At 28.0% G+C, this 16,360-nt stretch carries 13 protein-coding genes and 3 pseudogenes; 2 read left to right on the forward strand and 14 right to left on the reverse strand.

Annotation, left to right across the window (positions count from 1 at the left end):
* The coding region (locus tag AB668_RS05705) for a hypothetical protein (protein WP_235443316.1) at positions 1-477 on the forward strand (477 nt) is incomplete at its 5' end.
* A 142-nt stretch (positions 478-619) separates the two neighbouring features.
* Here the strand turns inward: AB668_RS05705 and dnaB are convergent.
* The 14 genes and pseudogenes from dnaB to AB668_RS02155 all read right to left on the reverse strand — a co-directional run.
* A complete protein-coding gene (dnaB, locus tag AB668_RS02090) occupies positions 620-1,939 on the reverse strand; it encodes a replicative DNA helicase (RefSeq protein WP_050517413.1) in 1,320 nt (439 codons plus the stop codon).
* 1 nt (position 1,940) lies between these two features.
* Complete coding sequence (rplI, locus tag AB668_RS02095; RefSeq protein ID WP_050517414.1) at positions 1,941-2,384, reverse strand: 50S ribosomal protein L9; 444 nt, start codon at positions 2,382-2,384, stop codon at positions 1,941-1,943.
* A gap of 105 nt (positions 2,385-2,489) precedes the next feature.
* Positions 2,490-2,717, reverse strand: coding sequence for a 30S ribosomal protein S18 (gene rpsR, locus AB668_RS02100; protein ID WP_050517415.1), 228 nt, complete (start codon positions 2,715-2,717; stop codon positions 2,490-2,492).
* 22 nt (positions 2,718-2,739) lie between these two features.
* Entirely contained in the window at positions 2,740-3,201 is a 462-nt protein-coding gene (locus AB668_RS02105) for a single-stranded DNA-binding protein (protein ID WP_050517416.1), read from the reverse strand.
* Positions 3,202-3,235: 34 nt separating this feature from the next.
* A complete protein-coding gene (gene rpsF, locus AB668_RS02110; protein WP_042733106.1) occupies positions 3,236-3,649 on the reverse strand; it encodes a 30S ribosomal protein S6 in 414 nt (137 codons plus the stop codon).
* 177 nt (positions 3,650-3,826) lie between these two features.
* Entirely contained in the window at positions 3,827-5,185 is a 1,359-nt protein-coding gene (locus tag AB668_RS02115) for a M17 family metallopeptidase (protein ID WP_050517417.1), read from the reverse strand.
* Positions 5,186-5,240: 55 nt separating this feature from the next.
* The gene (locus AB668_RS02120) at positions 5,241-8,795 is read right to left on the reverse strand and encodes an ABC transporter permease (RefSeq protein WP_050517418.1); all 3,555 of its coding nucleotides are present in this window, start codon (positions 8,793-8,795) and stop codon (positions 5,241-5,243) included.
* 125 nt (positions 8,796-8,920) lie between these two features.
* Complete coding sequence (gene tuf, locus AB668_RS02125) at positions 8,921-10,108, reverse strand: elongation factor Tu (RefSeq protein WP_050517419.1); 1,188 nt, start codon at positions 10,106-10,108, stop codon at positions 8,921-8,923.
* A gap of 136 nt (positions 10,109-10,244) precedes the next feature.
* A complete protein-coding gene (fusA, locus tag AB668_RS02130) occupies positions 10,245-12,314 on the reverse strand; it encodes an elongation factor G (protein ID WP_050517420.1) in 2,070 nt (689 codons plus the stop codon).
* Positions 12,315-12,337: 23 nt separating this feature from the next.
* Entirely contained in the window at positions 12,338-12,805 is a 468-nt protein-coding gene (gene rpsG / locus AB668_RS02135; protein WP_050517421.1) for a 30S ribosomal protein S7, read from the reverse strand.
* A 99-nt stretch (positions 12,806-12,904) separates the two neighbouring features.
* Positions 12,905-13,324 (reverse strand): 30S ribosomal protein S12, encoded by a 420-nt coding sequence (rpsL, locus tag AB668_RS02140; RefSeq protein ID WP_050517422.1) that lies wholly within the window; start codon positions 13,322-13,324, stop codon positions 12,905-12,907.
* Between the two features lie 120 nt (positions 13,325-13,444).
* A complete protein-coding gene (locus tag AB668_RS02145; RefSeq protein ID WP_050517423.1) occupies positions 13,445-13,702 on the reverse strand; it encodes a hypothetical protein in 258 nt (85 codons plus the stop codon).
* A 182-nt stretch (positions 13,703-13,884) separates the two neighbouring features.
* Positions 13,885-14,925, reverse strand: a pseudogene (locus AB668_RS02150) (IS1634 family transposase); the annotation flags it as partial.
* 78 nt (positions 14,926-15,003) lie between these two features.
* A pseudogene (locus tag AB668_RS02155) lies at positions 15,004-15,743 on the reverse strand (IS1634 family transposase); the annotation flags it as partial.
* Positions 15,744-15,945: 202 nt separating this feature from the next.
* On the opposite strand from AB668_RS02155, the pseudogene AB668_RS02160 reads away from it, so the two are divergent.
* Positions 15,946-16,360 (forward strand): annotated as a pseudogene (locus tag AB668_RS02160) (transposase); the annotation flags it as partial.

The following is a 16,360-nucleotide window of genomic DNA, read 5'->3' on the forward strand; positions in this document are numbered from 1 at the left end:
GCGGTTGAATCCTTCTTTGACATACCTATTAAAAGAAAAATTATGAATGGAGTGGTTGAATATCAAAAAAATTATTATGCTGCATTTGATGAAAATGGGAAGAGATATAAGTTCAACAAAAAAGAAAGTATTGAATTTGTTATAGGTGCAGATGAGAAGTTCTACTTTAGAACAGAAACTATGCGTTTTAAAGCTGAAATATTAGAAAAAGGATCTCATGATTGAGGAATAGCTGATATAGCAAAAAGAAAACAATTAGATGAAGAAAGAAAACATGATTTAAAAACCCTAGGAACAATAAATAAAACGAGATGGATTCATACTGTATTAGATAAGACTCTTAACAGCATTAAAAAACACCCAAGTGGATTGCCCAGTGAAGTAGTCGATGAACTATCAGGACTTGTCTCAGGTGTTAAGAATGAATGTTATCGCATATCATTCGAACTCAAAGAAAAATTAGGCTTATTGGATTAGTTTAATTTTCTAATTTCCTTTGATAAGATTATTATAACTTAAAAATTTAAAGGTTCATTTTATTTAAAAACCCACGAGTATTATTCAAATCATTTTATTAACCTAATCTTTATGAATTTTAACAATTATAAATAGTGATCTTTTAGTTTCAATCCATAAATTTACCGTAATCTTTAATAAATCTTAACTCAACAGTTTTTGTTGCACCATTTCTATGTTTTGCAATTATTAATTCTGTTTTTTGCTTGTCTGATTCACTTAATTCTTTATTATAATAATCTTCACGATATAAGAATGCTACTAAATCAGCATCTTGTTCAATAGCCCCTGAATCACGTAAATCTGACATCATAGGACGCTTATCTTCTCTAGTTTCAGCACGACGACTTAATTGTGATAAACAGATTATTGGAATTTGAGTTTCTCTTGCAATTTGCTTTAATTGTCTTGAAATTTCACTAACTTCATTTTGTCTATCTTTATAATTAGATCCAGGAATTAATTGTAAATAATCTACAACACATAATTTAATATTGTAATCTCTTTTCATTTTATATAGTTTAGATCTAATTTGTTGAATAGTAATACCTGGAGTTGGATCAATATAAATTGGAGTTTTATTAAGTTTATCTTTAGCTAATAATAAATATTCTCATTTTTGGCGATCTAATCCTTTACCGCTTCTTAAATTTCAAGAGTCAATTGATGAAATTCTAGATAATAAACGTTGAGTTAGTTGTTCAGCAGGCATTTCTAGTGAAAAGAAAGCAACAGGATAACCTTGACTCGCAGCATTATAAGCTAAGTTTAATGAAAATGCAGTTTTTCCGACACTAGGACGTGCAGCTAAAATAATAAAATCAGAAGATTGTCATCCGCTAGTACAATTATCCAAATTTAAAAATCCACTAGGTACACCAGTTAATGAATTTGGTTTTGATTCTAGTTCTTTAATTTTATCAATAACTTTATTAGCAACTATTCCAATTGATTCTATTTCAAATTGTTTTGATTCTAAATCAATATCTAATAATCTTGTTTGAGCCATTTTTAATAGCTCTTCAATTTCTAATTCGCCGCTTGCTCTTTTTGCTTCTAATTCTTTAATAACATTATTTAATTTTCTATCAATACTTGTGCGATGAATTCTATCAATATAAGATTCCAATCCTTCGTCTGTTCAATATTGAGCAGCAATGTTAAAAATGTTATCTTCTCCACCAGCATCTTTTAACATGTTTTTTGCATTTAAAAAATCAATAATAGAAATTGGTGAAATTTCTTTTTGTTTAAGATTTAATTCTAAAATTGTTTGATAAATTAGTTTGCTTGTACCAAATAAAAAATCTTCAGCTTGCAATCTACTTGTAATGTCAGCTAATGTATTTGGATTACTAATTGCTGCTGATAAAACAAAATTTTCAGTATTTAATATTTGTTCTTTTGTTAATTCTTTTTTCATATTAAGCTTCCTTAACTTCAACTTTAATTAGTGCTTCTATTCCAAATTCTAATTTAATTTTTACATAACTTAAACCAATGTTGTTAATATTTTTAAAGTTAACAAATTTTCTTTTATCTAATTCGATTTTAAATAAATCATTTAATTGATTAACAATATCTTGATTAGAAATACTTCCAAAAACTTTTCCATCATTTGTTTGTAATTTAAAGTGTAATGTGATTTCTTCTAATGATTTTTTAAAAGCTAGGTTTTGAGCTTTAGCAAGTTGTTTTTCTTCTTCTCTAACTTTTAGTTTTGTATTTAATGTATTTACACTATTATCAGTTGCTAATTTAACTAGTTTTCTAGGTAGTAAGAAGTTTCTAGCATATCCATCACTTACTTCTTTTATCTCATCTTTTTTTCCTTGTCCTTTAACATCTTGTAAAAAAATTACTTTCATATCTTCACCTCATATTTATTATTTTTATTATACAACTAAGCATTAATTATTTATAACTATCTGTAGTTAATAAAAAAATCTAGACAAACTAGATTTTAATATTTATTAATCAATAACGTATGGTAATAAAGCCATTTGACGAGCTCTTTTAATAGCAGCTGCTAATTGTCTTTGGTCTTTAGGAGACGTTCCAGTAATTCTTCTTGGTAAAATTTGTCCACTGTTTGAAATGAATTTTTTTAATAAGTTAACATCTTTGTAATCTATGTATTTAATGTTATTTTTTTGAAAGAAATTAACTTTTTTTCTTTTTTTGAACTTTCTAATTGCCATAACATATCACCTTTCTACTTAATTATTCTCATAGAATTGAAAACTCATCATCAGAATCATTCTGTGAATTATTTTCTAATGAATTAGAAGTTTGAATAGAATTGTTTGAGATAATATGTTGATCAAACATTTGGCTATCAAAGTTTGAAGCACTTCTGCTTGCGTTAACTTTAGATGATTCTAAAAATGTCACTTTGTCAGCTGTAATGTTAACAATAGTTTCAACTCTTCCATCAGGTGTTTTATTGCTTCTTGTAGTAACTCTTCCTTCAACAGAAATTAAACTTCCTTTTGAAAGATACTTAGCCATATTTTCAGCTGTTTTGTTAAATGCTGAACAAGGAATAAAATTAGTTCTTTCTTCACCATTTGAAACAAATTCAGAAACTGCAAGTGTAAAGAATACAAATTTTGCATCATTTTTAGCAGCAATTCTTAATTCTAAGTCTCTTGTTAATCTTCCTATTAAACAAACTCTATTCATAAAATAACTTCCTTTGTTTTATTTATTATTATTATTATTTAGCTTCTTTTGATGATGCTTCTTCTCTTTTGAATGAAGCTCTTCTGAAGTTTTTCTTTTCACGTTGTTCTTCTTCGAATTTTGTCATATCAGTTTTTGATAATTCAACTGATTCTTCGTAATTTTTATTATTTTCAGTATTTAAAACTAAAGTTCTAACAACATTTTTATCAATTTTAGCAACACGTTCAAATTCTTTAATTGCTGCTGATGTTGCTTCAACAATAACTACACGGTAGAATCCTTTTTTCTTATGATTAATTTCATAAGCAAAGTCAATTAAACCTAAATCGTTAGATTTAATCATTTTTCCACCTTCTGTTAAAATGTTATCTAACTTAGTTGATAATTCTTTTGTATCTTTTAAATCCTGATCTAAAATATACATTACTTCATATTTTCTAATCATTTAGATAATCCTCCTTATGGTCTTTTGGGCTTATACAAGCCAAGGAGTTAATTCGTTTTGAAATTAACTCATATGAATTATATAAAAAATCAATTATTAATACAACTTAAAAACAACTAAATTATAAAAGTAAAAGGATTCTTATAATAATTAGAATCCTTTTTTGTAATTTATTAATTATTTATTAAACATTTCAAATAGAGTTCTTACTAATACACCTTGTCCACGACCTTCAATATCAGCAGTTCCAGCAATATCAAAATGAACAAATGGTTTATTTTCAGCAAATTCATTTAAGAATGCAGCAGCAGTGGAACTTCCACCTTCTCTACCTTTACATGAGTTTGTTAAATCAGCCATGATTGTATCATTTTTAACTTTTTCAACATGTTCTTCAAAAATAGGCATTCTTCACATTCTTTCACCTGTTTTTTCAGAAACTTCTTTTAGTGTTTTTCATTTTTGATCAAAGTTTGTAAACACACCTGTTGCTCATGATCCTAAAGCAATAGTCATCGCTCCAGTTAGAGTTGATGCTTCTCATACTTCAGTTGCTTGTTTTTCTCTAATTGCATAAGTAATTCCATCAGCTAATACTAATCTTCCTTCAGCATCTGTATTACGAATTTCAACAGTTAATCCATTCATTGAAGTTAGAACTGATTCAGGTAAAGTTGCAGTTTTTCCGATTCTATTATCGGTAAACATACCAACTCCAACTATATTAATTTTTGCTTTAGCTTTTGCTAATGCCATAACTGTTGAAAGCATAATAGCTGCACCTGACATATCGAATTTCATTCCATCCATAAAGTTAGTTGGTTTTAAGTTGTATCCACCAGTATCGAATGTAATTCCTTTTCCAACTAATGCTACTTTTGGTTGTGATTCGTCACCAATGTATTCTAAAACAACTGCACGCGGTTCATAACATGATCCGGCATTAACTCCTAAGAATAATCCCATACCTAGATCTTCAGCTTCTTTTCTTCCTAAAACTGTTACTTTTAATCCATCGATTGTTTCAGCTTTTCTAGCGATTTCATCTGCTAAATATTCACTTGTAGCAATGTTTGGTGGAGTGTCTTGTAAAGTTCTTGCAAAGTTTACAAATTCCATTTTAATTTCTTCTTTTTCAATTAATGGTAAAACTTCTTCTTTTGTAATTAAGTTGTAAACTACTTCAGTTTTACATTCACATTTTTTGTAGCAAACTTTTTTGAATGATTCAAATGAAATTGATTCATAAATATCTGAAATAGTTTTTGCTTTGCATCCACATTCAGCAGCTACAACTTCAATAAATGAATCTAAATCTACATTAACGCTTAATTTATTTGAAGCAACAAATTTTTTGAAGGCTTTTCTAAGTTTTGCAAATAAATCTTTTCCGTCTTTTTTAATAACCATGTAGATTTTCTTTTCTTCACTAATTAGTGTTGTAGAACAATCTGCTTGAGAAACATATTTTAATTCCTTTGGATCAGCTACAGCAACTAAAGTTAATTCTTCATGTTTTTCGTTAAATTTAATCATATTAAACTCTCCTTTTTCAATTAATCATATTATAACATTTTTAAATTTTCTTAAGTTATGCTTCTTGAAATATATTTTTAGGTGATTGTTTGCTTATAAATGCTTTAACCAAAATCAACATCATAACTATAAATAATATAAATGGAATTATACAAATTAGAATGAATGAACCAGATCAGTAAAATGAAAGTGTTAAATTAAATGTATCAGTGAATTGAGAACCTAGCATTAAAATTATATGGTTAACTATTAGAATAGCAAAACCGACTGCAAGAGTTGCTGCAACAACATATCCAAAAATAAGATATTGATTAATTTCTTTTAACTTATATCCCATAGCTTTAAATAATACAATCGTTCTTCTATTTTCATATAAAATTAGAATAATTAAGATCATAGAAATAGAAATAGAAACAACAACTAAGTAATATAAAACTTTTTGAATTGCTTCTGTTAATGGGTTTAGTTGTTTTTGAACAATTTCAGCAAACTTATTAAAGTTAAAAGAATTATTAAGCATTGATTTTAAATAAGTTACTAATAATGAAGATTCGATATCTGCATCTATATCATCACTACGTTCTGTTATTGGGAATCAATAATTTGTAATTTGTTTTCCATTTGATTCTGAATTATAACCAGTAGTTCATTGATTATTTTGATTTAAAACTGAAAGTGAGGAATATATAGGTAAAGTGAAGTATTGATTGTTTATTGGTAATTCATCTTTTGAAAAATTAGTATTATTTAAAAAATCACCATCATTATTTATTCCATCATAAATAGGTTTTATTATGTTTTTTATTTCATCATTTACTTGAATGTCAACATTTTTTTGATCATCACTAGTTAGATAATTAAAGTTGTATAACATATCAATAAAATCTTTTTTATCAAAATATAATCCACTATAAATATTTTGTTTATCATAAACTTTAGCTATTTTTATATAAACAAACGGAAATGAAGCAACCTGGTCAAACTCAAAAGTTTTATCAAGAGTAACTTTTAAAATTCCACCTAATCCTGCACCACTCTGTTTAATAAAAGTATTAGTTGCAGCAACATTTAAAACAGGAATATCTCTAGTTTTTTTATCAACTTTAAATCTTTCAATACTTATTGTTTTTGAGTCTTTAAATCTATTTTTAATTTCTTTTTCTATGTCTTTTAAAGCAAAGTTTTTAGAAATTTGATCATTACTATTAACAGCAATTCCTGTAGTTTTGATGAATCTATCATTTGTTAATCCGTTATATTTACTTATATTACTACTATACATTAAAGAGTGTGATCAGTAACTTGCTATACTATTTTCTTTTGATTTAAGTGATAAAGTTTTTCCAAACAATAAATTAATTGGAACAGCGATATCTGGGTTATCATATTTATTGTCTATTAAAGATAATTTAGATCTGTATTCTTTTATAAAATCAATAATTTTTTGATCAGTTGAAATTATTTGTTGCTTGTGATCAACAATCATTTTTTTCATAAATTCTTTTTGCTTATCATTGATATCTAATTTTGAGTTATCAATTGCATTTTTAAGATCATTAATAAATTGTTCTGGATCTGTATTTTCAATTTTATGAATCAATTCTTGTGAAATCATGTAATTTTTAATATCATCACCTAAAAAGGTTGTATTAAGTAATGCATTTATTAGTTCTTCTAATGATTTAATTTCATTTATTTTATCTAATGTTTGAATTGAAGAATAACTTAATTTTCTATTATTAGTTTCTTGATTAGTTAAATCAGAAGCATCATATGTGACAGGTAATACATTTTGCAATTTAACTGATTCATATGGTTTGTATGCCTGTCTAATTGATTCAATAGAATTTTTAACTGAAGAGTTGAATTGTACTGAATAAAATAATGTAGTAAATGAAATTAATAATAATACAAATGTAACTATATTCTTATAGATATTTTTAAATGAAAATGCAAATCCAATTTTTACATTAGAAGGCGCTGAATTAATAGTTTTTTTAAATAATTTATAACCTCATTTTGGTGCTTTTGATTTGTTAACACTATAAATAGATAAGTTTTTGTCCGATAGTTTAGTAGCAGTAACTAAAATAAACATGATAAACATAACTATAGAAATAAAGATAAGTAAGAACGCTGTTTTTTCTGAAAATAAAGAATTAGATCATATGAAAGGATAATCATTTTTAACAACATCAACAAATATTTGTGAAATAAATGATGAAGTAGAAATACCAATTATTAAAGAAATTATTAATGGGAAAATAACTGATGAAATTGTTAGTAATGAAAGTTTAAGTTTTGATACTCCTAAACTTCTTAAAAATGATAGATTTTCTCTTTGTAATTTAACTAATTGATCAGCAATAAAGTAAAAAACTACACAAACTAAGAAAATCATTAGAATTGGAATACCCGAATTAACGGCAAACAATATGTTTTTACCTTTAACTGCATCAACAACATACTGTTTATTATCATAAAATGTTCTATCTAAAGTGTGATCTTTAAATTCAAGATCATTAGGTTGTTTTAATTTAAAATCATTTAAAAATAATTTATTAAATTTTTTATAGTCTTTTGCAATAGATGAATCAAATGCGATATCTATCATATTGATTCAATATTTTATATGATTCAAATTGGGTGGTAAAAAAATGTGAGCCTCTTTTGAACTATCTTTTTCAAAAATTGAATCTAAACTATAACAAGTTCCAACTAACAACATAGGATTAGTTCAACCAACAGTTGTTTTAAATTCGTAATATTCTCCTAATTTTAAGTTGTTGTTTTTAACATATTTTGGTGATGCGAAGAAATATCTTTGCTCTTTAATACTTTGTTTTTGCTGATCTGTTAATTTTAATACATTGATTTGAGACTCTATTTTAACTTGATTTTTAAACTTATAATTCTCATTAACTTTCTCATCGAAATCCTTTTTGTTTTCTCAAAAATCTCTAATTTCAGGTATAGTTTCTAGAAAAACTCTTGATGAACCGTATCTATCCTCAAGTGTCGTTGCTCAATGATCTCATTTAAGTCATTGATTATGAATTTTATATTTATCTTTACTTTCTTCTAGATATTGCATTAATAAATTTTTTGAAAATGATCTAGTTGTTGACTTGTATCCTTTGATTTGTTCATCACAAAAATAATGAAATATTTTTTTTCCAATTTCTTTAGCATCTTGATTCTCTATTTCATCGTATTTTCTTAAATCACCTCTATGATTACCTATTACATCTATATATTCTTTTATAGAAGGTTCTAATTTATTATCTTTTTTTAATTTTTCGTGCTCACTTTTATTAATATTTTTAAAAATATCGTCTACATATTTATATAAATTGTCGTTTTTATCTATAAAACCAGCAAATTTATCATCATCTTTTTTATTAGAACTTGCAAATCTAGGATAATTAAAAGCTATATTTGGAGCATGCTTAAACATATTGTCAAAGTATTGTTCAAATTTAAATTGAAATGAAAAAAGACCTGTAATAATTGAAAAGGCTACTATTAAGAATAAAAGAAAAATAGAATATAAAATCTTTTTAGATTTAAAGTCTCTAAGAGACTGTTTTAAAACAAGTCTTAATTTCATAAATTACACCAAATTTTTATAAGTTATACTCATTATTTAATTTTAACATTAAATAAATAACAAAAAGACCAATATGCATTGGTCTCTGGAATATGCATTGGTCTTTGTTCTTATTAAATTTACAATTATTTTTCGATTGAAATAACTGTTCCAGCTCCAATAGTTCTTCCACCTTCACGGATTGAGAATTTTGTTCCCTCTTCAATAGCAACTGGTTTAATTAAAGTGATTTCCATTTCTACGTTGTCACCTGGCATAACCATGTCTGTTCCTTCTGGTAAAGTAACTTCTCCAGTAACGTCAGTTGTACGGAAGTAGAATTGAGGACGGTATTTATTGAAGAATGGTTTATGACGTCCACCTTCTTCTTGAGTTAATGCATAAACAGATGCTTTTAAAGTTGTATGAGGTTTAATTGTACCTGGTTTAGCTAAAACTTGTCCACGTTCAATTGAGTTTCTGTCAACACCACGTAATAGTGCACCAACGTTATCTCCAGCTTCAGCGAAGTCTAATAATTTTCTGAACATTTCTAATCCAGTAACAACTGTTTTAGTTGGTTCATCTTTTAATCCGATAATTTCAACTTCTTCGTTAACTTTAACTGTTCCTCTTTCAACACGTCCAGTAGCAACAGTTCCACGTCCAGTAATTGTAAATACGTCTTCAACTGGCATTAAGAAAGTTTTATCTGAATCTCTTTGAGGAGTTGGGATGTATTCATCAACTGCAGCCATTAATTCATTAATTGCTCCAACTCATTTAGCATCTCCGTTTAATGCTCCTAAAGCTGATCCTCTAATAACTGGTGCTCCTTCTCCATCGAAGTCATATTCAGTTAATAGATCTCTAATTTCCATTTCAACTAAGTCGATCATTTCTTCATCATCAACCATGTCACATTTGTTTAAGAAAACAACCATTTTTGGAACTCCAACTTGTCTTGATAATAAGATGTGTTCTCTTGTTTGAGGCATTGGTCCATCAGTAGCAGCCACAACTAAGATAGCTCCATCCATTTGTGCTGCTCCAGTAATCATGTTTTTAACGTAGTCAGCGTGTCCTGGACAGTCAACGTGTGCGTAGTGTCTGTTAGCTGTTTTGTACTCAACGTGTGAAGTGTTGATAGTAATTCCACGTTCTCTTTCTTCTGGTGCGTTATCAATGTTTGCGTAATCTTTGAATTCTGCTCCACCTTGTTCTGCTAAAACTTTAGTAATTGCAGCAGTTAAAGTAGTTTTCCCGTGGTCAACGTGTCCAATTGTACCAATATTAACGTGAGGTAAACTACGGTCAAATTGTTCTTTTGCCATTTGTTTTATTTCTCCTTTATTTCTAATAAATAACTAATTGATAATAGACAGAATCTACTATCAGATTTCTGCCCCCGTAGGGGCAGTCTAAATTTATTTTATATTTTACACTTTATTATTAGTAAAATCAAAGTAATTATTTACCTGATTTTTTAATAATTTCTTCAGCAATTGATTTAGGTGCTTCTGCATAGTGACTGAAGATCATAGTGTAATTTCCACGTCCTTGAGTGAATGAACGTAATTCAGTAGCGTATCCAAACATTTCTGTTAATGGAACTTTTGATTTAACAGTTTGTGCATTTCCTCTTTGTTCTGAACCTTCGATTAATCCACGTTTTGATGAAATGTTACCCATAACATCTCCATAATATTCATCTGGAACTGTTACTTCAACGTTCATAATTGGTTCTAAAACAACAGGATTCATTTTTTTAACAGCTTCTTTTAAAGCCATTGAAGCAGCGATTTTATAAGCCATTTCGTTTGAGTCAACATCATGCATTGATCCATCGATAATAGTTGCTTTAACATCGATCATTGGATATCCTGCAATAACCCCGTTTTGTAAAGCATTTTCTAATCCAACACGAGCTGCGTTGATGTATTCTTTACTAATACGTCCTCCAGTAATTTTGTCAACTCATTCAAATCCTTTATCAGGGTTTGGTTCGAATTCAATCACAACATGTCCATATGATCCACGTCCTCCTGATTGTTTAACATATCTGCCCTCAGCTTTTCCTGGAACTTTTACAGTTTCACGGTATGAAACTTGTGGGGCTCCAACGTTTGTATCAACGTTAAATTCACGTCTCATACGGTCAACAATAATATCTAAGTGTAATTCTCCCATACCTGCGATAATTGTTTGACCTGTTTCTTCATCAGTATAAGTTCTGAATGTTGGATCTTCTTCAGCTAATTTATTTAAAGCAATACTCATTTTTTCTTGGTCAGCTTTAGTTTTTGGTTCTAATGCTAATTGGATAACTGGTTCTGGGAATACCATTGATTCTAAGATAATTTCATCTTTTTCATCACATAAAGTATCTCCAGTTGTTGTATTTTTTAATCCAACTGCAGCAGCAATATCTCCAGCATAAACTTCATCGATTTCTGTACGGTTGTTTGCATGCATTTGTAAAATACGTCCAACACGTTCTTTTTGTTGTTTTGTTGAGTTTAAAACATAACTTCCTTTTGAAAGAATTCCTGAATAAACTCTGAAGAATGTTAATTTACCTACAAATGGGTCAGTCATAACTTTGAATGCTAATGCTGAGAATGGTTCTTGATCATCAGCGTGTCTTTCAACTTCTTCACCTGTTGGTAAGATTCCTTTAATTGAAGGAATGTCTAATGGTGATGGTAGGTAATCAACAACAGCGTCTAATAATAATTTAACCCCTTTGTTTTTGAATGCTGATCCAGCTAATACTGGGAAGAAGTCAGCATTGATTACTCCTTTACGGATTGCTGATTTTAATTCTGGAATAGTGATTTCTCCACCATCTAAGAATTTCATCATTAATTCTTCATCATATTCAACAGCAACTTCAATTAATTGATTTCTTAATTCTTGAGCTTGATCTAATAAGTCAGCTGGAATTTCGATTTCTTTAGCAACTTCTTCTGGTTTTCCATCAAATTCGTAAGCTTTCATTTCAACTAAATCAATAATACCTGTGAAGTTTTCTTCAGCACCGATTGGTAATTGAATTGGAGCAGCTTTTGCACCTAATCTATCACCAATACTTTTTACTGAGTAAATGAAATCAGCACCAGTTTTATCCATTTTGTTAACAAAAACAATACGAGGGACTTGGTAGTTAGTTGCTTGTCTTCAAACAGTTTCAGTTTGTGGTTCAACTCCTGATTGACCATCTAAAACAGCAACAGCTCCATCTAAAACTCTTAATGAACGTTCAACTTCAACAGTGAAGTCTACGTGTCCAGGAGTATCGATAATGTTAAATCTTGTATCTTTTCAGAAAGCTGTTGTTGCAGCAGAAGTAATAGTAATACCACGTTCTTGCTCTTGAGCCATTCAGTCCATTTGTGAAGCTCCTTCGTGAGTTTCACCTATTTTATGAATTTTTCCAGTATGTAACAAAATACGTTCAGTAGTTGTAGTTTTACCAGCATCGATGTGAGCCATAATACCAATATTACGAGTATTTAATAAACTGTATTCTCTTGCCACGATAAGTGTTTCCTTTCTTTAAATTATCAACGGTAGTGTGCAAATGCTTTGTTTGCTTCTGCCATTTTGTGAGTATCTTCACGTTTTTTAACTGATCCACCCATGTTGTTAGATGCATCAATAATTTCATTAGCTAATTTTAAAGTCATTACTTTTTCGTTTCTTAATCTTGCATAGTTAATTAATCAACGTAAAGCTAAAGTAATTTGTCTTTCTGCTGAAACTTCAACAGGAACTTGGTAGTTAGCTCCACCAATACGACGAACTTTTAATTCTAAATGAGGTTTAATGTTTTCAATTGCTTTATTAAATACTTCAATAGCTTCTTTACCAGTTTTTTCTTTAATAATGTCAAATGCATCATAAATAATTGTTTGAGCAATCCCTCTTTTACCATCTAACATAATTTTGTTAATAGCACGAGTAACTAACTGAGAATTGTAAACTGGATCTGCTAAAACATCTCTTTTTTCAGCTCTATTCTTACGCATGTTTTTTAACTCCTTTCTCTTTTCTTTATTTATGTATATGCTACTTAAATGTGTTTTTGTTATCTAATCACACGGTTATTTAAATAGTTTTATTTATTACTATTTTTTAACTTTAGGTCTTTTTACTCCGTATAATGAACGACCTTGTTTACGGTTGTTAACTCCTTGAGTATCTAATGTACCACGGATGATGTGGTAACGTACCCCAGGTAAGTCTTTAACACGACCTCCACGAATTAAAACAACACTGTGTTCTTGTAAGTTGTGACCTTCACCTGGAATATAAGCGTTAACTTCCATTCCGTTTGTTAATCTAACACGAGCATATTTACGTAACGCAGAGTTAGGTTTTATAGGTGTCATAGTAGCCACACGAGTACATACTCCACGTTTTTGTGGTGAAGAAATTTTAGTTACTTTTTTCTTTAAAGTGTTGATTCCTCTGTTTAACGCAGGAGCTTTAGTTTTTCAAGTTTTTGCTTTACGGTTAACTTTAACTAATTGGTTAATTGTTGGCATGATTTTTCCTCCTTTCACATTTCCGTGTGTATCGAATTAACACTTGTTTAATTATATATTAAAAAAAATGCTATTTCAATAACATTTTTTATTACTATGTTCGATTGCTATAAAACATATTTATAATAGTTGAGAAATTGATGTAACAATAAAAAGTACACCCATTACAACTACTAAAACTGGAAAATTTTTCTTAGTAAATTCTCATACTGTTTGAGAAGTTCTATTTCTTTGTTCAAAAGAATCATTTTTAGATCATTTAGAATTACTTCTATATCTAACTCATAAAAATATACCTAATAAAAGTATTAAGATTCCGATTCCTAATATTCAATAATAAACTGATATGGGTGGTTTTTCAGCTAGTAATGTTAACATGTGTATTCTCCTATATAGTAAGTAAATAATTTTGTTATATCAATAAAATCAATTATAAGTTATTTTTAATATTTTTCGCAATTGTTATTATGAAAATTTTGATGAGATGTTAACAATAATAAGTATAACCCGAGTTTTACAGTTGTTGTGCTAAAGTAAAAAGTGCAACAACTTTTTAAGTGCTATTTAAATCTTATAGAGTTCAAAATTTTATCAAATTCAACATCTGTCATTAGTGATTTTATCGTGTTTGTTTTTTCAAATAGTTTTGATAAAAGTTTAAAATCTTCAACAGTTTGTGAACTATCATTAATTATTTTTGTAGTTGAATAATCCTTTCCATTTTGATCTTGTTTTATTTCAAAACATTGTTTTTCATCATTTTTGAAAACATAAACAATTCCACCACTTATATTGCTACAAGAGCACATATTAAGTGCTTCAATAATTCTTTCTACGCTAAGTTTTCCATTTAATTTATGAAAAATTATTCTAAGTATAACCAGAGAAACATAACATATTAAAATGTGAGCATTTATGTGTTCTTTGGTTCTAACAAATATCGGCCTTGTCGCTAGATCATTTTTTGTTATTCTAAAAGCATCTTCTATTTTTGCTAATCCGTGGTATAAATCACGGATTTTTTTGTGATCATATTCAAGTTCTAAAGTTACAATACAAGAATAACCTGCAAATTTTAAATCTTTTTCTATTTTTTCTACATCAATTATAAGTTGTTTTTTATTAGCTATTTCACCTGTTATTGATGAATAATTTTGCGTTTCTATATATTTTGTGTAGCTATGTGTAAGATTTGCAACCCCATATTTAATTGCGTTTTGTGCTTTTAGCACTTTTTCATTAATTTTTCTAATGTCTCTTCTTGCTCTTTTTCCATCTCATCAAATTAAAACCTTTTGTTTAACTGTAACTTTTTTGTTATTTTCATCAAGATAAGTAACTGGTTCGATAAATTCTTGGTATTTATAGTCTGAAGAAACTGTTTTATACAATGATTCGTCAAACATTTTTTCTTGGTATTTTTTACCTTTTTTACCTTTTAGAATTTGTGAAAATAAGTATCCATCGCCATTTTTAACAATAGATTTTATGTTTTCTTGACAGTTTATTCCTTTATCAGCAACTATTACAGTTCGTTCTAAGTTATAGTTACTTTTTACTTCATTTAAAACAGGTAAAAGAGTTCTTGAATCTGAAGTATTTCCTGGAAACCTACGTTTCCCACTTTAAGCATAAAAATAACAGTTTAAACTTATAAACCCAAATTTATAAGTCGACTGTTATTTTTTTAAAACTTCTAAAAGAGTGTGATAAATATCTCAACTTTCTTTTAACTCATCATTAAACACTTGTATTGTTTCTGTTTTTGTTTGTTTACAAATACCTCAATTTCTTTGACATCTTTAATAACGTTAATCATTTTATGTTCAGTAATTTTGTCCTTACCTTGCAATTCTAATCTAGAATTTAAAAGATAAATTACATAATTTAAAAACACTAAAGATACAAAACATAAACAAATATATCCAACAATATGATTTCATGTTGATAGATACATTGGACGAAGTGACAATTTACCTTTTAACGTTTTAAAATTAGATTCAATTTGTCACTGTTTTGAATATAAATTTATAATATCAACTACAGATAAATCAGTTCTATTTGTTTCATAAACATAATATCCATCGTATTTTTCATCTTCATTTATTTTTGCTACATCCAATTCATAAAAAGCACCTTTATTTACAGGTTTAAAAAACTTATATTTTTTTGAACCAGCTAAATTGTCATAAGAAACTAAATTATCTTTATTCATCTTTTTAATAAAATTTTGAACCAAGATATCTCTATCATTTTTATCTTTTATTGCACGTTTTTCACTAAAAGTTATTATCTGTTTTCTGAAATGACCGTTTGGTCGTTTTTTATTGTAAAAAGATGCTATATCACGAACTTTATATTTAAAAGAACCATCAGTTATATAATCTTTTTCATCTAAAACATACTCTTTAAATTGTTTAAGAACTTTCCGTTAAAACCACTATAGGAATATATGAAAAATAGCTGAAATGCTATTTTTTTTGCATATTTTGTCAAAATATCGATAAAACCTAGGATTTTTGCAGAAAAAATATATTAAAAAACAGCTAAAAACTATAGAAAAAGCTCAAAAAATATAATACAATTATAGTGACTAAAGCACTACATAAGGAGAAAGAAAAATGCCAATACCAAAAGAGATATTAGCTGTGGATAGACCAAAAAATACAAGAGTAAAGACAAATGGAAATAAATATGATGTTATTAAAAGAACAAGTGTTTGAAAAAATGGAAAATCAGTTCCAGTAGAACTGGGTAAAATCGGTGAAATAATAAACTTTGAATATGTAGAAACTAAAACAAGTAGACTTAACTTTGCTTTATGTGACATAAAACAATTCGGAAGAACCGAAATTGCTTATAAATTATCAAAAGATGTATTTGAAGATCTTTGCAAAGTTTATAATCCATCAGATGCAAAAATAATTTATGCAATAGCAATTATTAGAGCAGCTTATGGAAATATCACTAATAGAGAAATTAATAGAAAATATCAATGTTCATTTTTCTCTGAACAATTTCCGGGTATAGGACTTT

Source organism: Mycoplasma sp. HU2014 (genome assembly GCF_001199495.1).
In the GTDB taxonomy this organism is placed as follows: Bacteria; Bacillota_I; Bacilli_A; order Mycoplasmatales; family Mycoplasmataceae; genus Mycoplasma.